Annotated in this window: 22 protein-coding genes; 13 read left to right on the top strand and 9 right to left on the bottom strand. The window is 68.6% G+C overall.

Going from position 1 to position 21,624, the window contains the following annotated elements; translation table 11 throughout:
• Window positions 1-41: 41 nt before the first annotated feature.
• Both hemW and rdgB read right to left on the bottom strand, forming a co-directional pair.
• Window positions 42-1,211, bottom strand: a complete 1,170-nt coding sequence (gene hemW, locus Q8K84_RS01535; RefSeq protein ID WP_305279931.1) for a radical SAM family heme chaperone HemW — start codon at window positions 1,209-1,211, stop codon at window positions 42-44.
• Window positions 1,208-1,810 (bottom strand): RdgB/HAM1 family non-canonical purine NTP pyrophosphatase, encoded by a 603-nt coding sequence (gene rdgB / locus Q8K84_RS01530; RefSeq protein ID WP_305279930.1) that lies wholly within the window; start codon window positions 1,808-1,810, stop codon window positions 1,208-1,210. The genes hemW and rdgB overlap by 4 nt, the downstream gene beginning before the upstream one ends.
• Window positions 1,811-2,204: 394 nt before the next feature.
• On the opposite strand from rdgB, the gene Q8K84_RS01525 reads away from it, so the two are divergent.
• Both Q8K84_RS01525 and Q8K84_RS01520 read left to right on the top strand, forming a co-directional pair.
• The gene (locus Q8K84_RS01525) at window positions 2,205-2,735 is read left to right on the top strand and encodes a DUF2975 domain-containing protein (protein ID WP_305279928.1); all 531 of its coding nucleotides are present in this window, start codon (window positions 2,205-2,207) and stop codon (window positions 2,733-2,735) included.
• Between the two features lie 12 nt (window positions 2,736-2,747).
• Complete coding sequence (locus Q8K84_RS01520) at window positions 2,748-2,984, top strand: helix-turn-helix transcriptional regulator (RefSeq protein ID WP_305279927.1); 237 nt, start codon at window positions 2,748-2,750, stop codon at window positions 2,982-2,984.
• 349 nt (window positions 2,985-3,333) lie between these two features.
• Here the strand turns inward: Q8K84_RS01520 and rph are convergent, their stop codons facing one another.
• Window positions 3,334-4,050 carry a ribonuclease PH gene (gene rph / locus Q8K84_RS01515; RefSeq protein WP_305279925.1) on the bottom strand — a complete coding sequence of 239 codons (717 nt, stop codon included), beginning with the start codon at window positions 4,048-4,050 and terminating at the stop codon, window positions 3,334-3,336.
• Between the two features lie 150 nt (window positions 4,051-4,200).
• Between rph and hrcA the strand changes: the two genes are divergently transcribed.
• From hrcA to dnaN, 3 genes are all read left to right on the top strand, one after another.
• Window positions 4,201-5,268, top strand: a complete 1,068-nt coding sequence (gene hrcA, locus Q8K84_RS01510) for a heat-inducible transcriptional repressor HrcA (RefSeq protein WP_305279923.1) — start codon at window positions 4,201-4,203, stop codon at window positions 5,266-5,268.
• Window positions 5,269-5,279: 11 nt separating this feature from the next.
• The gene (grpE, locus tag Q8K84_RS01505; RefSeq protein WP_305279920.1) at window positions 5,280-5,900 is read left to right on the top strand and encodes a nucleotide exchange factor GrpE; all 621 of its coding nucleotides are present in this window, start codon (window positions 5,280-5,282) and stop codon (window positions 5,898-5,900) included.
• 129 nt (window positions 5,901-6,029) lie between these two features.
• Entirely contained in the window at window positions 6,030-7,148 is a 1,119-nt protein-coding gene (dnaN, locus tag Q8K84_RS01500) for a DNA polymerase III subunit beta (RefSeq protein WP_305279918.1), read from the top strand.
• A gap of 10 nt (window positions 7,149-7,158) precedes the next feature.
• Here dnaN and Q8K84_RS01495 read toward each other — a convergent pair whose 3' ends face one another.
• Window positions 7,159-7,797: a pentapeptide repeat-containing protein gene (locus tag Q8K84_RS01495; RefSeq protein ID WP_305279916.1), complete on the bottom strand. Its 639-nt coding sequence runs from the start codon at window positions 7,795-7,797 to the stop codon at window positions 7,159-7,161.
• 151 nt (window positions 7,798-7,948) lie between these two features.
• On the opposite strand from Q8K84_RS01495, the gene recF reads away from it, so the two are divergent.
• The 3 genes from recF (at window position 7,949) to Q8K84_RS01480 (ending at window position 13,058) form a co-directional block, all read left to right on the top strand.
• On the top strand, window positions 7,949-9,091 hold the full coding sequence (recF, locus tag Q8K84_RS01490; RefSeq protein WP_305279914.1) for a DNA replication/repair protein RecF: 1,143 nt from the start codon (window positions 7,949-7,951) through the stop codon (window positions 9,089-9,091).
• 10 nt (window positions 9,092-9,101) lie between these two features.
• Window positions 9,102-11,540, top strand: a complete 2,439-nt coding sequence (gyrB, locus tag Q8K84_RS01485) for a DNA topoisomerase (ATP-hydrolyzing) subunit B (protein ID WP_305279913.1) — start codon at window positions 9,102-9,104, stop codon at window positions 11,538-11,540.
• A 90-nt stretch (window positions 11,541-11,630) separates the two neighbouring features.
• On the top strand, window positions 11,631-13,058 hold the full coding sequence (locus Q8K84_RS01480; protein ID WP_305279910.1) for an amidase: 1,428 nt from the start codon (window positions 11,631-11,633) through the stop codon (window positions 13,056-13,058).
• A 161-nt stretch (window positions 13,059-13,219) separates the two neighbouring features.
• Here Q8K84_RS01480 and Q8K84_RS01475 read toward each other — a convergent pair whose 3' ends face one another.
• The 3 genes from Q8K84_RS01475 to Q8K84_RS01465 are packed head-to-tail and all read right to left on the bottom strand — an operon-like array spanning window position 13,220 to window position 15,196.
• Window positions 13,220-13,960, bottom strand: coding sequence for a hypothetical protein (locus Q8K84_RS01475; RefSeq protein ID WP_305279908.1), 741 nt, complete (start codon window positions 13,958-13,960; stop codon window positions 13,220-13,222).
• Between the two features lie 31 nt (window positions 13,961-13,991).
• The gene (locus Q8K84_RS01470) at window positions 13,992-14,828 is read right to left on the bottom strand and encodes a heme-dependent oxidative N-demethylase subunit alpha family protein (protein WP_305279906.1); all 837 of its coding nucleotides are present in this window, start codon (window positions 14,826-14,828) and stop codon (window positions 13,992-13,994) included.
• Window positions 14,825-15,196 (bottom strand): hypothetical protein, encoded by a 372-nt coding sequence (locus tag Q8K84_RS01465; protein ID WP_305279901.1) that lies wholly within the window; start codon window positions 15,194-15,196, stop codon window positions 14,825-14,827. The genes Q8K84_RS01470 and Q8K84_RS01465 overlap by 4 nt, the downstream gene beginning before the upstream one ends.
• A 73-nt stretch (window positions 15,197-15,269) precedes the next feature.
• Here Q8K84_RS01465 and Q8K84_RS01460 point away from each other — a divergent pair, with 73 nt between their 5' ends.
• Genes Q8K84_RS01460 through Q8K84_RS01450 form a run of 3 tightly spaced genes read left to right on the top strand, consistent with a single transcriptional unit; the run spans window position 15,270 to window position 17,046 of the window.
• The gene (locus Q8K84_RS01460) at window positions 15,270-15,932 is read left to right on the top strand and encodes an HAD-IA family hydrolase (RefSeq protein ID WP_305279897.1); all 663 of its coding nucleotides are present in this window, start codon (window positions 15,270-15,272) and stop codon (window positions 15,930-15,932) included.
• Window positions 15,929-16,222, top strand: a complete 294-nt coding sequence (locus Q8K84_RS01455; protein ID WP_305279894.1) for a 4a-hydroxytetrahydrobiopterin dehydratase — start codon at window positions 15,929-15,931, stop codon at window positions 16,220-16,222. The genes Q8K84_RS01460 and Q8K84_RS01455 overlap by 4 nt, the downstream gene beginning before the upstream one ends.
• A gap of 47 nt (window positions 16,223-16,269) precedes the next feature.
• The gene (locus tag Q8K84_RS01450; RefSeq protein ID WP_305279892.1) at window positions 16,270-17,046 is read left to right on the top strand and encodes an SDR family oxidoreductase; all 777 of its coding nucleotides are present in this window, start codon (window positions 16,270-16,272) and stop codon (window positions 17,044-17,046) included.
• 11 nt (window positions 17,047-17,057) lie between these two features.
• Here the strand turns inward: Q8K84_RS01450 and Q8K84_RS01445 are convergent, their stop codons facing one another.
• Window positions 17,058-17,486: a hypothetical protein gene (locus Q8K84_RS01445; protein WP_305279890.1), complete on the bottom strand. Its 429-nt coding sequence runs from the start codon at window positions 17,484-17,486 to the stop codon at window positions 17,058-17,060.
• A 95-nt stretch (window positions 17,487-17,581) separates the two neighbouring features.
• Between Q8K84_RS01445 and pseB the strand changes: the two genes are divergently transcribed.
• Both pseB and pseC read left to right on the top strand, forming a co-directional pair.
• Complete coding sequence (gene pseB / locus Q8K84_RS01440) at window positions 17,582-18,637, top strand: UDP-N-acetylglucosamine 4,6-dehydratase (inverting) (RefSeq protein ID WP_305279888.1); 1,056 nt, start codon at window positions 17,582-17,584, stop codon at window positions 18,635-18,637.
• A gap of 6 nt (window positions 18,638-18,643) precedes the next feature.
• Window positions 18,644-19,816 (top strand): UDP-4-amino-4,6-dideoxy-N-acetyl-beta-L-altrosamine transaminase, encoded by a 1,173-nt coding sequence (gene pseC, locus Q8K84_RS01435; protein WP_305279886.1) that lies wholly within the window; start codon window positions 18,644-18,646, stop codon window positions 19,814-19,816.
• Here pseC and Q8K84_RS01430 read toward each other — a convergent pair.
• Complete coding sequence (locus tag Q8K84_RS01430) at window positions 19,813-21,525, bottom strand: hypothetical protein (RefSeq protein WP_305279884.1); 1,713 nt, start codon at window positions 21,523-21,525, stop codon at window positions 19,813-19,815. The genes pseC and Q8K84_RS01430 overlap by 4 nt on opposite strands.
• Window positions 21,526-21,624: the final 99 nt, after the last annotated feature.

The following is a 21,624-nucleotide window of genomic DNA, read 5'->3' as shown; positions in this document are numbered from 1 at the left end:
CAAGGGTTCGCCGGTCAGCGCCCGCAAAGCAAGCGTCGCAATCAGACCAGCAACCGGCGGGTCACGTGGTCAAGCAGCAGCCGCCCCTCTGGGGTGACGATCAACCTGAGATTGTCTTCTTTCAGCAACCCCGCCGCCACAAGGGCTGTAACCCGTCCCTGACGTGGCGAGAGGCCCAGGGGCGCCACTTCCGCGAAAGTCACCCCAGGCCAGATGCGCAGGCCGCTCAGCACCCGCTCCTCGGCCGCGACCACCGGGGTGAGCGCTTCAAGCTCGGAGAAACCCCGGCCTGATTCGGCCACCGCGGCGATGTAGTCCCCTGGACGCGCCCGAGCTTCGGTGGCGTGACGAACGCCGCCACGGGTGATCCGCCCGTGGGCGCCGGGCCCGACCCCGACATAGTCCAGGCCCTGCCAGTAGACGAGATTGTGCCGTGAGCGGGTGCCTGGACCCCGGGCGTGGTTGGAGACCTCATAGGCCTCGAAACCTGCCGCTCCCAGAACCGCCTGGGTGATTTCATACAGGGCGGCGCCCACCTCGTCGCCCGGAGGCGAAATGCGCCCGCGGCGCACGGCCCGGTCGAATGCGGTCCCCGCCTCAATGGTCAACTGGTAGGGCGAGACATGTTCAGCACCATGGTCGAGGGCCTCGGCCAGTTCCGCCGCCCAGGCCTCTGGCGTTTGGTCCGGCCGGGCATAGATCAGGTCGAGGGACAGGCGCGGGAAGGTTCGGCCGGCGATCGTCAGGGCCCGGCGGGCGGCTGCGGCGTCATGGTCACGGCCCAGAAAGGCCAGCGCGGCGTCATCCAGGGCCTGTACGCCGAGGGACAGACGCCCCACCCCCGCCTGGGCCAGCGCCGAGAACCGGCTGGCTTCGGCGTCGGTGGGATTGGCCTCCAGGCTGACCTCGAGATCGGCCGCCGGCGTCCAGAGCCGCCGGGCGGTCTCCAGGATCTGAGCCACTGCGGCGGGATCCATCAATGAGGGGGTGCCGCCTCCGAAAAAGACCGAGACCAGGGTGCGCGGCCCGGTGAGCGCCGCCTGGGTTGTCAGATCCTGGACAATGGCGGCGACGAGCGCGACCTGCTCGTCCCCCCGACCCCGGTCGCGATAGACGTTGAAGTCGCAGTAGGGGCAGATCCGCGCGCAGTAGGGCCAGTGCACATAGACCCCCAGGGGGGCCTGGGGGGGCGCCTGCGCAGCTGGGCTCAAAGCAGGGCGGCCTTGAGCTTGGCGAAGGCCAGCGCCCGATGGCTCATGGCGTCCTTGGCGGCGGGGTCCATCTCGCCAAAGGTCTCGCGGCCTCCCATCGGGGTGAAGATGGGATCATAGCCGAAGCCCCGATCGCCCCGGGCGGGGAAGGTGAGCTGGCCATCCAGCCGGCCTTCCACCACCAGGGCCGGGCCCTCGTCGGGCCAGGCCACCGCCAGGGCGCAGGTGAACCAGGCGGCGCGGTCCTTCTGGCCGGTGGCCTCAAGGCGTTCCTCCACCTTGGACATGGCCAGGGCGAAGTCCTTGTCGGGTCCCGCCCAGCGGGCCGAAAACACCCCAGGCGCCCCGTCCAGGGCTGCGACGCTGAGCCCGGAATCATCGGCGAGCGCCACAAGACCTGACCCCCGGGCCGCGGCCCGGGCCTTGAGCAGGGCGTTGCCGACAAAGGTGGTCTCGGTCTCGTCCGGCTCGGGCAGGCCAAGCTCGCCAGCGGTCACCAGGTCAAAGCGGTTCTCCAGGATCGCCGCCAGCTCCCGGGCCTTGCCGGGATTGTGGGTGGCCACCACCAGCCGCGCGCCGGGTTCGAGCTTCAGGGCCATCGGCCATCCTTTCGTGAGATGGCGCGAACATAGGCAGCCCAGGCGCGCCGGGCAAACCGCCTCGCCCCCCGGCTTCCCCCAGGCCGGCCAGATGACAGATCAGCCACATTCTTACGGCGATTTAATATCGTTTCTCGATAAAGTTCTTGATCGAAAAACAGTGCGCCCGTATCGACTAACGGCATGGAGCCAAGGCGCTCCGCCCACCCTTCCCGCCCCCGGGCGCCCATCGATTAAGGATAAAAACCCATGCCCCGCTTCGCCTTCTCCAACGGTTTCGAGCGTTTCGCCCTGGCCTGCGCCCTGTGCCTCGCCGTCCTGCCCATCGTCACCGTGGTCGCCGGCGCCGGCATCCTCTAGGCTGCGGCAGAGACAAGGCGGGGGCTAGAAGACCATGCGCGCTCTGGGGCCAGGCTCGGTGTCGAGCTTTCTCAAGATCATCCTCGACGTGGTCTATGTAGCCCTCTGGATCGGGGTCAGCGTCGTTGGCGTTCTGATGCTGGCGGCCCTGCTCTTCTCCTTCAACCCGGAGCTGCTGGCCGATATCGCGGTCACCGCCGGCGGCGAGGAGGTGGAGAACCGGGGGCCCGTCATGACCCTCGGCCTGCTGGCGGCGGCGATCTATATGGGCGGGGTCCTGGTCATCGTGGCCCAGCTTCGGAAGATCTTCGCCACCCTGACCGCCGGGGACCCCTTCCATCCCGACAATGTGCGCCGGCTGCGCATGGTGGGGCTGATCCTGGCCGGGCTGGAGCTGGGCCGCTACGCCTTCTGGGCCCTGTCCAGCGCCATCCTCCCGGACACCAACGCGGTGGAGCCGTCGCTCAGCCTGACGGCGTGGTTTTCCGTGCTGGTGGTCTTTGTCCTGGCCGAGGTGTTTCGCGAGGGCGCCCGCCTGCGCCGCGAAGCCGAACTGACCATTTGAGGAGCGCCTAGAGTGCCAATCCGCGTGCTTCTTGATCGCGTGCTGCTGGAACGGCGCATGTCGCTGACCGAACTGGCCGACCGGGTCGGCGTCACCATCGCCAACCTGTCCATCCTCAAGACCGGCAAGGCCAGGGCCGTGCGCTTCTCGACCCTGGCCGCCCTGTGCCGCGAGCTCGACTGCCAGCCCGGGGACCTGCTGCACTATGAGCCCGGGCCGGGAGATGAGGGCTTTGGCGAGGAGGACTAAGGGGCCAGCAGGGAAGAATGTTGCGTCGCGACAACACATCCCCGTGATCTCGCATCGCAGCTGTCAGTTTTTGTGCCGATAGCGTTGCGGAGCAACGCCCTCAGGCCTATGTGCGATGCAACATTTTGCACTGCACAAAGGGACAGAACATGTTTGCAGCGATCGAACGCTTCCTGGCCCGCTGGATGGCGCCGCTGGCCAATGAACTGGCTCGCATGCCGCCTTCGGCCCAGCGCGACCTGCTGATCGGCCTCTAGGGTTCACCCCCTTCGGCCTCAGTGAGGTTCAGGATACCAGAACGGCCGGATGCGGAACCCCGCACCCGGCCGTTTTGCGTCTGGCGCCCAGCTTAACGGGCGACGGCGGCCAGCTGCAGGGCGAACAGCTCGTCCATGCCCTTGCGGGCCAGGCCGAACAGGGCGTCGAACTCACCTTGCGTAAAGCCGCGCTTCTCGCCGGTGGCCTGGATCTCGACAATGTCGCCCACCCCCGTGAGCACGAAGTTGGCGTCGGCCTCGGCGTCGGAATCCTCCTCGTAGTCCAGGTCGAGCACCGGGAGGTCCTGGTGGACCCCACAGCTGACGGCGGCCACCTGGTCGAGGATCGGGTCAGCGGTGATCACGCCTTCGTCCATCAGGTAGCGGGTGGCCAGGCGCAGGGCGACCCAGGCGCCGGTGATCGAGGCCGTCCGGGTGCCGCCGTCGGCCTGGATGACGTCACAGTCGAGGGAGATCTGCCGCTCGCCCAGGGCCTTCATATCGGTGACGGCGCGCAGGGAGCGACCGATCAGACGCTGGATCTCCTGGGTGCGGCCCGACTGCTTGCCCTGAGCGGCCTCCCGGCGGCCCCGGGTGTGGGTGGCCCGCGGCAGCATGCCGTACTCCGCCGTCACCCAGCCCTGGCCACGGCCGCGCAGGAAGGGGGGCACGCCCTCCTCCAGGCTGGCGGTGACCAGCACCTTGGTGTGGCCAAAGGAGACGAGGCAGGAGCCTTCGGCATAGCGGTTCACCCCGGTCTCGAGGGTCACGGCGCGCAGCATGTCGGGGGCGCGTTGCGAGGGGCGCATGGCGAGAACCTTTCCTGAGGTCGGTGACGGCGTGGTATCGATACCGTCAAGGCGCCGCGTCACTTGCACGGCCGTGGCGCGCGCTTATCCTAAAACTGAACCGCCCGTCCATGGGCCCCCGCAACAGGTGAAGGCTCCGGCCGTCAGAACGTGAACACACCACTGCTCTCCCGCGGGCCCTCGCTCGCCGAACTGGACGAGCGGGCGCGCGACATTTTCCGCCGCATCGTTGAGAGCTATCTCGACACCGGCGACCCGGTCGGCTCACGAACCCTGTCCCGGGGGGGCGTTTCCCTCTCCCCGGCCTCGATCCGCAACACCATGCAGGATCTGACCCAGCTCGGCCTGCTGGGCGCCCCTCATTCCAGCGCCGGGCGGCTGCCGACCCATGCAGGCCTGCGCCTGTTCGTCGACGGCCTCCTGGAGGTCGGCGATGTGGGCGAGGACGAGCGCCGCCTGATCGAAACCAGGCTTCGGGTCCAGGGGCGCAGCTTCGAGGAGGCCCTCAATGAGGCCTCATCGCTGCTGTCAGGCCTCGCGGGGGGAGCGGGCGTGGTCGTGACCCCGGTGCGCGACGCCGAGGTCAAGCATGTGGAGTTCGTCGCCCTGGGCGGCGATCAGGCCCTGGCCATCATGGTGTTCGAGGATGGCACCGTGGAGAACCGGCTCATGGCCCTCGGCGCCGGGGTCACCCCGTCCTCCCTGCAGGAGGCCTCCAACTTCCTCAACACCAAGCTCCGCGGCAAGACCCTGGACGACGCCCGTAGCGAGGTCAGCCTCGACCTGGACCGGTCTCGCCGGGAGCTGGACGCCAAGGCCGCCCGCTTGGTGGAGGACGGTCTCGCCGCCTGGGGCGGCGGCGACGGCGCCAACCGAGCCCTGATCGTGCGCGGCCGGGCCAACCTTCTGGGGGATCGCGACGCGCTCGAGGATCTGGAGCGGGTTCGCATGCTGTTCGACGATCTGGAGCAGAAGGAACAGCTGATCGGCCTGCTGGACGGGGTGCGCGAGGCGCAAGGGGTGCGCATTTTCATCGGCGCAGAAACCCGTCTGTTTTCGCTTTCGGGTTCCTCCGTGATCGCCGCGCCCTATATGACGGGTCGACAGAAGGTGCTGGGCGCGATCGGGGTGATCGGCCCGACCCGCCTGAACTATGCCCGGATCATCCCCTTGGTGGACTACACCGCCAAGGTGCTGGGCCAGGTGATGAATGCGTAAGGAACTAGAGAATGTCCGACGATCACACGCCGGCTGAAACCGAGGCCGTCGCCGACGCCGCCATCGAGATGCTGGAGGCCCTGAAGGCCGAGAACGCCTCCCTGAAGGAACAGGTGCTGCGCTTCGCCGCCGAGGCCGAAAACACCAAGCGCCGCGCCGAGCGCGAGGCCAATGACGCCCGGGCGTACGCCATCCAGAAGTTCGCCCGCGATCTGCTGGGCGCGGCCGACAACCTGTCCCGGGCCACGGCCGCTGCGCCGGCCGACCTGGACGATCCGGCCGTGAAGAATTTCGTGCTGGGCGTCGAGATGACCGAGAAGGCGCTTCAGACCGCCTTCGAAGGCAATGGCCTGAAGAAGATCGAGCCCCCCCGGGGCGAGAAGTTCGATCCGCACAAACATCAGGCCATGATGGAGCAGCCCGCCGCCGACGTGGGCGCAGGCGGGGTCCTGCAAACCTTGCAGAGTGGCTATGAGCTGTTTGGCCGCATCGTGCGCCCGGCCATGGTGGTGGTGGCCGCCAAGGGCTCGGGCGCTGATCTGGCGCCCCCGCCCACTGAGAGCGCCGGCGCCAACCCCTATGCCGCGGGCGAGGCCGAAGAGGCCGGCGGCGCTGTCGACACCAAGGCCTGAGGCGGAACCGGCCTGTTCGGCCCCGCCAGGGCTTTCGCAGGCTGACCAAATGAGTAAAGTCCCAAGTCCCCTCCACCCGGGGGGCGCGGGCGAATCGTCTCGCCGGCGCAGGGAGGTTCGGACGGAATCATGAAGCTGACGATCGAACGGGCGGCGCTCCTCAAGGCGCTGGGTCATGTGCAAAGCGCCGTCGAGCGGCGCAACACGATCCCGATCCTGTCCAATGTGCTGCTCTCGGCCGAGGGTGAGCGACTGAGTTTCTCGGCCACGGACCTGGACCTGGAGATCACCGACGAGGCCCTGGCCCAGGTCGACCAACCGGGCCAGATCACCGCGCCGGCCCACACCCTCTATGAAATCGTCCGCAAGCTGCCGGAGGGGGCTGATGTCTCCTTGAGCTTCACCGGCGAAGACCCCCGCCTGACCGTCCAGGCGGGCCGCTCGCGATTCAACCTGCCGGTGCTGCCGGCCGGGGATTTCCCGGTCATGTCGGCCGAGGGCCTGTCGGCCCGGATCGGCGTCGATGTCAACGAACTCATCCGGCTGATCGACAAGACCCGCTTCGCCATCTCCACCGAAGAGACCCGCTACTATCTGAACGGCCTCTATCTGCACGTGGTCAATGATGGCGGGGTCCAGAAGCTGCGCGCCGTGGCCACCGACGGCCACCGCCTGGCGCTCGCCGAAATGCCGGCGCCAGAGGGCTCCGTGGGCGCGCCGGGCGTCATCGTGCCCCGCAAGACCATCGGCGAGGCGCGGCGCCTGCTGGACGACGCCGGCGAGCAGATCGATCTGCAGCTTTCCCCCCAGAAGGTGCGCTTCGAGCTGGGCGCCACGGCCCTGACCTCCAAGGTCATCGATGGCTCCTTCCCCGACTACGGCCGGGTGATCCCCAAGGACAACGACCGCATCCTGCGGGTGGACAACAAGCTGTTCGCCAAGGCCGTCGACCGGGTCGCCACCATCTCGGCCGAGAAGAGCCGTTCGGTGCGCATGGCCATCGAGCCCGGGCGCATCATCCTGACGGTCCGCAACATGGAGGCCGGCCAGGCGGTTGAGGAGATCGAGGCCGACTATTCCGGTGAGGCTTTCGAGCTGTCCTTCAACGCCCGCTATATCCTGGACGTCACCGACCAGATCACGGCGCCGGAGGCCGAGTTCCGCTTTGGCGGCCCCAACGATCCGGCCCTGGTCCTCGATCCCGCCGACAGCGACGTTCAGTACGTGCTGATGCCCTTGCGGGTCTAAAGGCCCGCCCTCAAACCACCTTCAGGCCCAGCCCGATCAGGAGCTGGGCCGCCTGGGCCTTGGAGATGAAGGCGCCCCGGAACCGGCTGGCGTCGGACAGCCGCAGATCGCCCAGGTCGGCGCCCCTCAGATCGGCGGCCTCGAAGCGGGCCTCGGCCAGGTGGGCGTCCCGAAGATTGCAGTCCAGCAGGACCGCCTCTCGGAAATCGCATCCGGCCAGATCGGCGCCCTGCAGATCCAGGGCCTCGCACTCGGCCTTGCGAAAGCTCACCCCCCGCAGATAGGCGTTCACCAGCAGGCACCGGGCGAAGGTCAGTCCAAGCGCGCTGACCTCCCGGAACTGCGCGCCGGTCAGCTTGCAGTCCGCCAGATGGGCCGCCGCCAGCCGCGCGCCGCGCCAATTGGTGTTGTTGAGGTCACAGGCCTCGAACCGGCCCTCAGTGAGGTCGGCGTTGGCGAAGCTGGCGCGGCCGGCCCGGCACCGGGCGAAGACGCATCCCGCCAGATCCAGATCCGCGAGATCAGCCTCACCCAAGTCCCAGCCGGTGAAGCAGCTGGCGCCATGGGCGCCCAGGACCGCCGCCACCATCCCCCGGTCAGCGCGGCCCTGCGGCGGAGACGGCTCAAACAGGGGGGCGCCACGGGTCATGACGCACCGCTATCTCAAGCCTGGCGCCCGCCGCAAGGCGCCGGCCCGAGGGCGCTGTCTGAGGTGGCAGGTCTGCTGGCTCACGGATCGAGCCAGGGCCTGGTCAGCCGGAGGCTTCGCGCGCGCCCGCGAAACCCGCTATGAGCCGTGCGTGACCCGAGCCGTCCTCACCCGCCTGACCCTCACCGACTTCCGGTCCTATGTCCGCACCGAGTTGGCGATGGACGGCCGGCCCGTGGTGCTGGCTGGACCCAATGGGGCGGGCAAGACCAACCTGCTTGAGGCGGTCTCGCTGTTGACCGCCGGCCGGGGCCTGCGCGGCGCGGCCATGGCCGAGATCGGGCGGCGCCTGCCCGGCGAGGCGCGGGGTCGGGCCTGGGCGGTGGCCGCCGAGGTCATGCTGGGCGAGGAGACCCTGAAGGTCGGCACGGGCGTTGAGGCCGCCGGGGCGGCCCGTCGCACCGTGCGGCTTGAGGGCGAGACCGTGCCGCCTGGCCGGTTGTCGGACCTGCAGCGCCAGGTCTGGCTGACCCCGGCCCAGGACCGCCTGTTCCTGGAGGGCGCGGCCGAGCGCCGCCGGTTCTTTGACCGCCTGGTCTACGCCGCCAAGCCCGGCCACGCCGCCCAGGCCAGCGCCTATGAAAAGGCCCAGCGCGAGCGGATGCGCCTTTTGACCGACGGTCCCAATGATCCCGCCTGGCTCGGCGCCCTGGAGGCGCGGATGGGTCTGGCCGGGGCCCAGATGGCCACCGCCCGGGCGGCCAGCCTCATGGACCTGCAGGCCGAGATCGACAGCCGGGGGGAGCGACCTTTTCCCCAGGCCCGGCTGACCCTCACCGGCGAGTGGGAGCAGATGGCCAAGGACGGCGTCGCGGCCGAGGAGATCGAGGCCCGGCTGGTGACCGCCCTGGCCTCAGCGCGGGAGCGGGACGCCAGCGCCGGCCGCGCCCTCACCGGCCCGCACCGCGGTGATCTCGCCGTCATCCACCTGGAGAAGGACCGCCCGGCGGCCGAATGCTCCACCGGGGAACAGAAGGCCTTGATCCTGAACCTGGTCCTGGCCCAGGCGGCGAGACTTTCGCGTGCAGAATCAGCCCCAAACCCTATATTGTTATTGGATGAAGTCGCAGCACACCTGGACCGCCGTCGGCGGGGGGCGTTGTTCGATGAAATCGAGGCGCTCGGCCTGCAGGCCTTCCTGACCGGAACCGACGAGCACCTGTTCGAAGACCTTCGCGGCCGAGCCCAGGGCGTCCGGGTGGACGCTTCGGGCCTGGCCCTACTGGACGCGTAAGAAGAACCTCATGAGTGACGAGCCCCAAGGCGCCGACCAGACGCCGACGAGCAATGGCCAGGCCGAATATGGCGCTGAGTCCATCAAGGTCCTGAAGGGCCTGGACGCGGTGCGCAAGCGGCCGGGCATGTATATCGGCGACACCGACGACGGGTCTGGCCTGCACCACATGGTCTATGAGGTGGTCGACAACGCCATCGATGAAACCCTGGCCGGCTATGCCAGCCGCGTCGAGGTGATCCTCAATGGCGACGGCTCGGTGACCGTCACCGACGACGGTCGCGGCATCCCGGTCGACATGCATGAGGGCGAGGGCGTCTCCGCCGCCGAGGTCATCATGACCCAGCTGCATGCGGGCGGGAAGTTCGACCAGAACAGCTACAAGGTCTCCGGCGGCCTGCACGGGGTCGGTGTTTCCGTGGTCAACGCCCTGTCGGACTGGCTGAAGCTGAAGATCTATCGTGGCGGCAAGGCCTATGAGATCGAGTTCCGTCGCGGCGACACGGTCTCCCCCCTGGTGGAGACCGGCGAGGCGCCCATGCGCGAGAACGGTCTGCCCCTGTCGGGCACCGAGCTCACCTTCTATCCGTCCACCACCACCTTCGCCTTCATCGACTTCGACCGGAAGACCCTGGAGCACCGGCTTCGGGAGCTGGCCTTCCTAAATTCCGGCGTCACCATCTGGCTGAAGGACTTCCGCGGGGCCGAGCCCTTCGAAGAAGTCATGGCCTATGAGGGCGGCATCGAGGCCTTCGTCCGCCACCTGGACAAGGCCAAGACGCCCTTGCTCCGCGACCCGATCGTCATCCGGGGCCGCCGGGAAAACGTCGAGATCGACCTGTCCCTCTGGTGGAACGACGGCTTCCACGAGAACGTCCTCTGCTTCACCAACAACATTCCGCAGAAGGACGGCGGCACCCACCTGGCGGCCTTCCGCTCGGCCATGACCCGGCTGATCACCTCCTATGCGGAAAGCTCCGGCGCCACCAAGCGCGAGAAGGTCTCCCTGTCGGGCGAAGACGCCCGCGAAGGCCTGACCTGCGTCCTGTCGGTCAAGGTGCCGGACCCCAAGTTCTCGTCCCAGACCAAGGACAAGCTGGTCTCGTCTGAGGTGCGGCCGGCCGTGGAAGGCCTGGTTTCGGAGGGCCTGTCGACCTGGTTTGAGGAACACCCCAACGAAGCCAAGATCATCGTCCAGAAGATCGCCGAGGCCGCCGCCGCCCGGGAGGCGGCCCGCAAGGCCCGCGACCTGACCCGGCGCAAGTCGGCCCTCGACATCAGTTCCTTGCCCGGCAAGCTCGCCGACTGCTCGGAGAAGGACCCGGCCAAGTCCGAAGTCTTCCTGGTCGAGGGGGACTCCGCCGGCGGCTCGGCCAAGCAGGCCCGCAACCGGGAAAATCAGGCGGTCCTGCCCCTGCGCGGCAAGATCCTGAACGTCGAGCGGGCGCGTTTCGACAAGATGCTGTCGTCTGACCAGATCGGCACCCTGATCACGGCGCTGGGCGCCGGCATCGGCCGCGACGACTTCAACATCGACAAGATCCGCTACCACAAGATCGTCATCATGACCGACGCCGACGTGGACGGCGCCCATATCCGCACCCTGCTGCTGACCTTCTTCTACCGGCAGATGCCGCAGGTGATCGAGCGGGGCTATCTCTATATCGCCCGGCCGCCCCTCTATAAGGCGACCAAGGGCAAGTCGGTCCGTTATCTGCAGGATGACCCCGAGCTCGAGGCCTTCCTGGTCAATGAAGGCGTTGAGGGCGCTACGCTCACCCTGGCCAATGGCGAGCGACTGGCGGGCGCCGATCTGCACGCCCTGGTCCAGACCGCCCGCGGCGCCAAGGCCAATGTGGACCGCCTGTCCTCCCGGGCCCCGGCCTTCGCCATCGAACAGGCGGCCCTGGCCGGCCTGCTGGGGGAAAACGGCGACCTCGACCTGGCGGCCAAGCGCCTGAATCTCTATGCCGAAGAGGGCGATGGTCCCTGGAGCGGCGAGACCGCGGCCACCGGCGGCTATGTGTTCAGCCGCGTCCGCCGCGGCGTGTCCGAGCGCGTGGTGCTGGACGATCTGCTGCTGCACGCCGCCGACGCCCTGCGTCTGGCTGAGCGCGCCGCGTCCATGGCCGAGACCTTCGCGGCGCCGGCCAGCTTCACCCGCCGGGACAAGGTGACCCAGGTCCGCGGCCCGCTGGATCTGTTCAACGCCGTCATGGAGGCCGGCCGCCGCGGCCTGGCCATCCAGCGCTACAAGGGCCTGGGCGAAATGAATCCCGACCAGCTGTGGGAGACCACCCTGGACGTGGAGGCCCGCAGCCTGCTGCAGGTGAAGGTGGCCCATGCCGACGACGCCGACGGCATGTTCACCCGCCTGATGGGCGATCTGGTTGAGCCGCGCCGCGAGTTCATCCAGGAGAACGCCCTGGACGCCGAGGTGGACGTCTAGCCCCCCCCCAGGCCTGGACAGGCCGCGCCATCTCCTGAACTCTCCGGCTCTTGAGGAAACAAGAGCCGGGAACCGGCAGGGAGTTGGGCCATGGCCTTCACCGAATATGCCGAGCATGACGGGCTGGGGCTCGCCGCCCTGGTCGCCAAGGGCGAGGTCAGCCCCGCAGAACTGGTCGAGGCCGCCATCGAGCGGGTCGAACGGCACAACGGCGTCCTCAACGCCGTCGTCCACAAGGCCTATGACGAGGCCCGGACCACCGCCGCAGGCGACCTGCCCGACGGGCCTTTCAAGGGCGTGCCCTTCCTGATCAAGGACCTGGGCGCCCAGGTGAAGGGCTGGCCCCGCACCTCGGGCAGCCGGTTCGCCCAGGTGGCCGCCGATGAGACCGACAGCGAACTGGTCGCCCGCTACCGCGCCGCCGGCGTCGTCCTGCTGGGCAAGTCCAACACGCCGGAATTCGGCATTCCCGGGGTGACCAATTCCGATCAGCTGGGCGCCTGCCGCAACCCCTGGAACCCCGATCACATCTCCGGCGGCTCGTCTGGCGGCGCGGCCTCGGCCACGGCGGCCGGCCTCGTCCCCCTGGCCCACGCCAGCGATGGCCTGGGTTCGATCCGCATTCCCGCCGCCTGCTGCGGTCTGTTCGGCATGAAGATCACCCGGGACCGGACCCCGATCTGCGAGGTGGTCGACGGCGCGCTGGGCTTTTCGGTCCACCATGTGGTCAGCCGCACCGTGCGCGACTCCGCCGCCATGCTGGACGCCACAGGCTATCCCCAGGCGGGAGATCCTTTCCAGGCTCCGGCCAAGGACGGCCCCTATCTGGCGGAGGTGCAAAAGAGCCCCGGGCGCCTGCGCATCGCCTGGTCGGCGGAGACCCCCAGCGGCCGGCCCGTCCCCGACGAGATGCTCGCCCACCTGATGCGCACGGTCGAGCTGTTGGAGGGCTTGGGCCACGAGGTGTTCGAGCAGGGGCTGGGCGTCGACTACCGTCAGCTCTACCGGGCCCAGAGCCTGGCCAGTGCGTCGAACTTCTCAGCCAATGTCGCCCGCTGGGTGGAGAAGTTGGGCCGTGAGCCCGGCGACGATGAGCTGGGTCCCCTGGCGCGGCGCGGCTACGAGGCCGGCAAGCGTCTGAACGGTCAGCAGGCCTTCTGGGGCTTCCAGCAGCTGCGGCTGATGAACCGGCAGATCCTGTCGGCTTTCGAGGCCTTCGATGTCTATCTGACCCCGGTGATGAGCACGCCGGCGCCCCGGATCGACTGGCTCGACCCCAACATGGCCGACACCCGGGAGTTCGATAAGCGCCAGGCGGCCACCTACGCCACCACCCCGCCGGCCAACTTCACCGGCCAGCCGTCCATGTCCGTGCCGCTTTGGGAGTCGGACGAGGGCCTGCCCGTGGGCATGATGTTCACCGGCCGCTTCGCCGACGAAGCGACCCTCTATCGCCTGGCCGGCCAGCTGGAGAAGGAACAGCCCTGGAAGGACCGCCGTCCGGCCCTCTGGAACTGAGGCCTCAGAACACCATGCCGAGCTTGGCCAGGACCAGGGCCACGCTGCCAAAGGCGACGAAAGCCACCACCTCGTACCACTTGAACCAAGGGCCGCTCGGCGAACGCATTCTCATAGTTTTTCCCCCCCGGGAATACGGATCGATGTGAGAGCCCGGCGGCTCAGTAGTAGGGCGCAGGCGGGCGCTTGCCGGGCCAGGTGAGATAGCCGCCGGAATCCCGGCCAGCGGCCTGGACCGGCGGGCCGGCGCAACAGGGACCGGCGGCGACCCCATGGGCGTAGCCGCTGGATTGCTGCGAATAGCTGCGATGTTCGCTGTAGGACTGATGCTGCTCGGCATAGCCCCGCACTTGCGGCGGCGGCGGCGGCGCGTAGGCGTAGCGATCCTCGCGGTAGGCCTGGCCCCGATACTGTTCTTGGTGGCCCTGGTAGGCGTCCGCCCGGCGCTCATAGCCGCCGCGGGTGGCGATATCGGGGCCCTGGTAGCGGCGATAGTCCTGCTGATGGCCCGTCCGCGGCGCCTGATGGGCGTAGTCGCGGGGGGCCGGGGCGGGATGTCGGGGCGCAGGCTGGCGGGGCGCAGGGGCGCGGGCGGCCTGGCGGACCGGCGCAGCCCGTTGTCGGGTGGCGGGCTTGGCCGGCGCCTTGGCGGTCTTCGCGGGCTTGGCGTCCGGGCAGGCGGCGGCGGCAGGCGGACAGGCGCAACAGTTGGCCGCCTGAGCCGGCGGCGGCAGGGTCAGCGGCGCGGCGCCCTGACCGGACGCCGCCTCAGTGGACGGGGCGGCGGCGGTCGGGGCCGACTTGTCCGCGAAGGGCGGCTTGGGCGGCTGCTCATCGCAGGCGGACAGGGCCAGGGCCAAGCCCAGGGCGGCGATGATCGACGAAACTGTACACGTACGCATAGCGAAACTCCCTCGCCCGCACGCTGCGCGTTTACACCTCGTTAACGCTGTAGGATTCTCCTCTTGCGCGAAGAAACCCCTCGACCAAGGTGTCGTAGGAGGCGAACCCCTTGTAATTGCGAAACTCTGCCGTAGCGCCCCGCCAGGCCCTGGCGAAGGCCGCCAGGCGCTCCGGGTCCTGATCCAGGGTCTCCAGGGGCGCGCGCCAGATGCGGATGGTGAACAGGGCGCCGCCGGTGGCGGGAAGGCGGCGCAGGGTCTGGCGCTCCACCCGCAGGTGGAGAGCCCGGCCGGCCTCTTGGACGGGGATGTAGGGAATCTCAGCGCGGATCGGCGCAGAGTCCGGCGTGAAGAGAGCGTCGGTGTTCACCACCGTCCAGTTGCGGCGCTCCAGGATCAGGTCCGGCCGCAGACCTGCAAAGACGCGCTCCAGCCGCCCGCCGAACCGTGCGGCGAAGCCATCGACCGGAGCATGCAATTCGGCCAGGCTTCGCCCCAGGGCGGCCTCTGCGGTGAAAAAACTCGGCGCGCACAGGCTGAGCGCGGTCAGCCGCCAGACTCCGTCCCGTGGCTCCATCAGGCAGAGATCGTCCGGCACCCTGCGGGCCGCCGCCAGCAGGGGCGGCAGGCCCGCCTCCCCGCCCTGTTGTCCCCGCACCGCATCGATCAGGGCCAGGACCTCAGCCTGACCGGGACGCGAGCCAGGCGTCTCGCCCCAGACGATCGCAGGGGACTTGGCGATCAACGGGTCCTTGCGGCCGGCAGGATCGTCCTCGCCGCCCTCCAGCCAGGCGGCGGCGGGAATAGGGCGCAGGCCGATGGCGAAGTCGCCGCCCGCCTCGACCCAGGGGCTGTGGGGCAGGCTCACCGCCGCAACCTCAGTCGCTCCCAGCCCAGCCAGACCAGAAGCGCCAGGGCCTCGCCGCTCAGATTGGCCGCCAGATCCGCAAGGTCCCCCTCGCGACCCAGGCCCATGGACGCCTGGGCGATCTCCACCCCGGCCCCGAGTAGCAAGACGCCCCCCAGGAGGACGAGGCGCGGGCCGAACGCGAAGAGACCTAGTCCCGTGAGAACGAAGTAGGCCAGGGCGTGGCGGATCTTGTCGCCGCCCAGGTCCGGCGCCGGCGTAACCGCCGTCGGCGCGAGGGACAGGAACAGGATGGCCAGGAGGCAGAGCCCGAAGGCCGCGCCCCCGTAGCGGCGGGCCAATGGGGAGAGGTGGGGACGAAAGACCATGGCCCTAGCTTGCACGTCAGTCGCGCCGTCTCTAGCTTCGCGGCGTAAAACAGGCGTTTGAAGGACGGGTGTGATGGTGATCGAGGCGGTGATCTGGGACTTCGGCGGCGTGTTCACCACTTCCCCCTTCGAGGCCTTCGCCCGGCATGAAGCCGCTATCGGGGCGCCCAAGGATCACATCCGCCGGGTCAATGCGACCAATCCCGACACCAATGCCTGGGCCCTGTTCGAGCGCAATGAGGTCGACGCTGCGGGGTTTGACGCCCTGTTCCTGGAGGAGTCCTCGGCTCTGGGCTTTCCCATCCGCGGCGCCGACGTCCTGCCCCTGATCTCCGGGACCGTGCGGCCGCGCATGGTCGAGGCGCTGAAGCTCTGCAAGGCGCGATTCAAGGTCGGCTGCATCACCAACAACATGGTCAGCCACCACAGCCCGGGCCCCGATGGCGCGCAGAAGCCCCGCGGCCTGATGGGCGAGATCATGCCCCTGTTCGACCATGTGATCGAAAGCTCCAAGGCCGGCGTGCGCAAGCCCGACCCGCGCATCTATCAGATGATGTGCGAGGTCCTGGCCGTGGCGCCGGGGAATTGCGTCTATCTCGATGACCTCGGGGTCAATTGCAAACCTGCCGCCCAACTGGGGATGAAGGCCATCAAGGTGATCGACGTGGACCAGACCCTGGCCGAGCTTTCAGCGGCCACTGGCCTGGTCTTTCCGGTCGCAGAGCCCGCCCAGTGAGCCGCCCGGAGCGCATGGGCGCAGACGCCGCCCTGGCCCAGTTGCCGCAGTGGCGAGCCGGCGAAGGGGCCCGTGAGGCCCTGGTGCGGACCTATCGGTTTGAAGACTTCAACGCCGCCTTTGGCTTCATGACCCAGGTCGCCCTGATGGCCGAGAAACTCGACCACCACCCCGAATGGTTCAATGTCTACAACCGGGTGGACGTGACCTTGACGACCCACGACGCGGGCGGCGTGACCGAGCTCGACCTGAAGCTGGCGCGGTTCATGGACCAGATCGCCGGCGGTTGAGGCGAGACCTCACCACCACACAAGAACAGATCCCAGGGAGGGACCAGATGAGCGGACGGGTCGCAGGAAAGAAGGCCTTCATTACCGGGGGCGCCCAGGGACTCGGCGCGGCCATGGCCGCAGCCCTGGCGGCGGAAGGGGCCAAGGTCACCCTGGCCGACATCAATCATGAAGGGGCCAAGGCCCAGGCCGCGGAGATCAACGCCGCGATCGGCGCCGAGGTCGCCTTCGCCCTGCCCCTGGACGTGACCCGGGAGGATCAGTGGATCTACGCCCTGGAGGAGGCTGACGCCGCCATGGGTGGGCTGTCGGTGCTGGTCAACAATGCCGGGATCAGCCGCGGCGGCGACATCGAGCAGCTGTCCTATGAGGACTGGAAGCTGGTGATGAACGTCAATGTGGACTCCGTCTTCCTGGGGACCAAGCACGCCCTGAAGTACATGCGCCGCTGTCAGCCGGGATCGATCATCAATATCAGCTCCATCGCCGGCCTGATCGCCGCACACAACAGCCCGGTCTACAACGCGTCCAAGGCCGCGGTCTGGCTGCTGTCCAAGGGCATCGCCCTGCACTGCGCCAAGCAGGGTCTGGATATCCGCTCAAACTCGATCCACCCGACCTTCGTGGACACGCCGATCCTCGACCCCCTGCGCCAGCGGTTCGGCAAGGAGGTGGCCGAGGGAAAGCTCGCCCGGCAGGTGCCGCTGGGGCGCATCGGCGCGCCCTCGGACATCGCCAATGCGGCCCTCTACCTGGCGTCGGACGAAAGCCGGTTCATGACCGGGGCCGAGCTCAAGCTGGACGGCGGCATTTCGGCCATGTGAGCTGGGCCGGGTCAGTTCACCAGGATGGTGCCGAGCAGCAGGGTGGCGCCGCTCTTGCCCAGGACCCGGTCGGCGTCCCGCTGCAGCTGGCGGCCGATATAGTCGGCGTCTGGCAGCCCGGCGGGCGCAAGGCCAGCGGCATAGACCCGCAGGGTCTGGGAGAAGGACGCCCGCAGGCGTGGCTCTGACAGCTCGGCATGGGCCCGCAGCTTCTCGTCGGGGATGTCGAGGCCGACCTCCAGGGTCAACACCGCCCGGCGCCCCCGCTCACCGGCGACCGTGGCGGTCAGGGTCTGGAACTGCAGAAAGGTGAGCCCGCCGCCCTTTTTCTTGTCACCGCCCTTCGGGGGGCCGGCCGCGGCGGCCGGGCTGGCGGTCAGGGCGACAAGGCCGCTGAACAGGACGGGCAGGGCGAGGCGCAGGCGATGGATCTGTTCCATACGCGTCGGTGTGCCGCATTCATGGTTAGCGGTCTCTTTACGCGAGCGGCCGAAGACTGCGACCAAGATTCGCACCGACCGCATCGGAGGCCGCCTTGGGCCGTTTCGCGCCAGATTCTCTCGACCTCGACGGCAAGGTCATCCTTGTCACCGGCGGCACCGGCTCATTCGGCCGCCGCTTCATCGACACGGTGCTCAGCCGCGCCGCGCCGCGAAAGCTGATCGTCTACAGCCGCGACGAACTCAAACAGCATGACATGCAGATTGACCTGGCCGAGCGCTACGGGCCTGAGGACATGGCCAGGATGCGGTTCTTCCTCGGAGACGTCCGGGACCGTGAGCGCCTGACCCTGGCCCTGCGGGGCGTCGACATCGTCATCCACGCCGCGGCCCTCAAGCAGGTGCCCGCCGCGGAGTACAATCCCTCCGAATGCATCCACACCAACGTCCTGGGCGCGGAGAACGTGGTCTGGGCCTGCCTGACCAACCGGGTGAAGAAGGTCGTGGCGCTCTCCACTGACAAGGCCTGCAACCCCGTCAATCTCTACGGGGCCACCAAGCTCGCCTCGGACAAGACCTTCGTCGCGGCCAATAATCTGGCCGGGGATATCGGCACGCGCTTTTCTGTCGTTCGATATGGCAACGTCGTGGGATCGCGCGGGTCCGTGGCTCCGCTTTTCCAGCGACTCCTGGACCGAGGCGCGACAGAGCTGCCGATCACCGATCCGCGCATGACCCGCTTCCTGATCACCCTGGACGAGGGGGTCGACTTCGTCCTGTCGTCCCTCGACATCATGCGCGGAGGTGAAATCTTCGTACCGAAGATCCCCTCCACCAGGATCGTCGATCTGGCGGAGGCCATGGCGCCTGGCCTGCCGCACAAGATGGTCGGCATCCGGCCCGGCGAGAAGCTGCACGAAATGATGATCTCCGCGGATGACGCCCGCTCGACCGCCGACCTGGGCGACCGCTACGCCATCGAACCGGCCTTTGTGGAGTATGCGCGGACGCCGTTCTCGACGACGTATGGGATGGTCGCCGAAGACTTCTCCTACGCCAGCGACACCAATGAGGACTGGCTGACGGGCCCTGGCCTGCTGGCCCTCCTGGACAAGGCGCCGCCCTCGCGTCGGCGTCGCGCCACAGACTGAGGTTCCATGGCCGACCCCTTCCTGCCCTACGGTCGCCAGACCATTGAGGACGACGATATCGCCGCGGTGAGTGCGGCCCTTCGCGACGACCTCTTGACCACCGGCCCCCGGGTCGAGGCCTTCGAGGCGGCGTTCGCCGAGGCGCTCGGCGCCGAGCACGCTGTGGCCTGCTCAAACGGAACCGCGGCCCTGCACCTGACCATGCTGGCCCTCGGCGTGCGTGAGGGCGATGTCTGTATCGTCCCCTCCACCACCTTTCTGGCGACCGCCAACTGCGTCCGCTATGTGGGCGCCGAGGTGGTCTTCGCCGACGTCGACCCCGACAGCGGCCTGATGCGGCCGAGCGATCTGGCCCAGGCGATCGCCAGGGCCGGCCCCCGTGCGGTGACCGCCGTGCTGCCGGTCCATCTGCGCGGCGAGGTTCTCGACCTTCCCGCCATCGCCGCCCTGGCCGACGCCGCCGGCGCTGTGGTGGTGGAAGACGCCTGCCACGCCCTGGGCTCGCGCCTGTTGAGCGGCAATATGGAAGATCCGGTGGGCTCCGGCCGCTGGTCCTCGGCCTCGACCTTTTCCTTTCACCCGGTCAAGACGATCGCCACCGGCGAGGGCGGCATGATCACCACCCCCGACGCCGGACTGGCCGAGCGGCTGCGACGCCTGCGCAGCCACGGCATGGTCCGACCACCCGGCGCTGATCCCTGGTGGTATGAAATGGCCGAGCCGGGGTTCAACTACCGCCTGCCCGACATCCTGTGCGCCCTGGGTCACTCACAGCTGGCCAAGCTGCCCCGCTTCGCCGCAGCCCGACAGGCCCTGGCGGCCCACTATGTGGAGGCTCTCGCGCCGCTGGCGCCAGCCGTGCGCCCGGCCACGTCCCCCGAGGCCAGTCTGGCGACGCCGCATCTGATGTGTGTGCTGATCGACTTCGCCGCCCTGGGTCAGTCTCGCCGGACGGTGATGGAGGCCTTGAAGGCCCGCGGGATCGGCAGCCAGGTGCATTACATCCCCGTGCACACCCAGCCCTACTACCTCGCCCGCTATGGCGCGCTCAGCCTGCCCGGCGCCGAAGCCTGGTACGAGCGGACGCTCAGCCTGCCGCTCTATCCGGGCATGGACCTGAAGGATGTCGACCGCGTGGTCAGGGCCCTCGGCGAGGTGCTCGGCCTTAACCCGGCCTAGGCCGCCAGGCCCGCGGCCTGGATCAGGGTTCGAACCTCGGCCATGCGCTCTGGCGAGCGGGCGAGTTCGGCCCGGGTGTCGTCCAGCCGCACCAGTTTCAGCGCCTCGGCCTTGGCCCGGTCGGCCGCCGGCCCCAGGGGCGCGGCCTCGCCACAGGCCAGCTTCAACAACAGGGTCAGGCGGGTGGTGGCCGGCGCATTGGCCCGGGCCAGGCCCTGGGTCACCTTGGCGTCAGCCTCGGCCAGTCCGCCCAGGTCCCCGAGCTTCTGCTGAATGGGCAGATAGTCCTCAGGGATCAGTCCCCCGCGGCCCGCGCCACGGTAAAGCTTGGCCAGGGAAAACAGTCTCTGGGCTGCGGAAACGTCGAGGTTGCGGGCGTCCTTCTCGAAGGCCAGGGAGCCGACCACCGCCGAGAGCCAGCGCACGGCCAGACGCTTGTTGGCGGCCCCGATCACATTCTCCACCAGCCACATGAGCGCCTCGGCCTCCTGCAGGGCGTTCTGGCCCTTGCCGAGATAGGCTTCCACAAAGTCGCCGGTGACCAGCATCTTGGAGCGGTTGACGAAAGCCTGATGCACATCGTCCAGGGGCACCAGGTCGCCAGCGGCGGCGGTCAGGGACATGGCCAGGCCGCGCAGCAGGTCGATCTCGCCGGCGCCGTCGCCGGGCTTCAGCCTGCGGGGGCCGTTGAGTTCCTTCAGCACTCGCTTGGTGATGGCGCCGCGAACCGCCCGGAAATCTTCGGTGGCCAGCCAGCGGGCCAGGCGCTGCGCCGGCTCCGACAGCTCGGGCATGATCTTGGCGACCGAGGGCTCAAGCCGGATCAGGGCCTCGACGGCGTCGTGGGCCGCCAGCCGGGTCATGGCCGCCAGCCGGACACCTAGGTCCAGATCCTTGCCGATGAGGCCGTCCAGGCCGGCTGAGGATCCGAGAATTTCCGCCAGCGGCTGTTCGATGGTCTGCAGGGCGAGACCCCGGGGCGGTCCGGCGATCGGCGAGGCGTCGGCCAGGTCCAGCAGCCGCGTGACCTTTTCACTCCAGTTGCGGGCCGGCGCGATAGAGGCGGCCACGCCGGCGCCCAGCAGATAGGCCCGCTCCGGCGCATGCGAAATCCGCTCGGCGGCGGCGGCGAAGCCTTCCTTGTCGACGTCGGGCAGGTCGCCCCGGCGGGCATCCCCCAGAATCCGCTCAATGGCCCGCTCCACCAGGCCCTGGAAGGCGCGCATGATTTCATGAATGGAGACGCCCCGGGCCTGGGACTCCGGCACCGCGATCTTCTGGATCGCGTGCTGAAGCTCCACGCCGGAGGCTTCCAGACGCTCCACAAGGTCGGCCCGATGCAAGAGCTCAAACGGGGTGGCGTGGTTGCGCGCGAGCCAGCCGTCCAGCAGACGGCCGATCCGCTCCCGGACATGGGCGGTGTAGAGGTCTTGCGGCGTCACACAGAGCGGATCATTCCGCTCTGGCGCCTTCTTGACCTTGGCGGTGTCGGGCAGGCCCAGGGATTGGATGACGACGCTCTGAAACTCGTTGGTCTCAGGGTCCATGGACTCCTTTGTGACGCGGGCCGAAGCCACACGCCGTTCGGCCACCAGCTCCTCGGCCACAGCCACAGCCTGGGCGCGGCTCTCCGTCGCCATTTCCAGCGTCCAGCCGGATCCGACGGTCTTTCTGACGAACACCTCAAAATGCACTTTGGCCCGTCCCATTTGGTCGCTCCCCAGGACCCGGGGCGCATACTGGGCCAATAGAATTAAGGTCCCCTTGATTGCGGAACGGCTTATTCTGTCGGGGATTTAACCTTGACC

This window comes from Phenylobacterium sp. (assembly GCF_030679875.1).
In the GTDB taxonomy this organism is placed as follows: Bacteria; Pseudomonadota; Alphaproteobacteria; order Caulobacterales; family Caulobacteraceae; genus Phenylobacterium.
The sequence above is the reverse complement of the archived record's forward strand: the minus strand, read 5'-3'. Positions and strand labels throughout refer to the sequence as shown.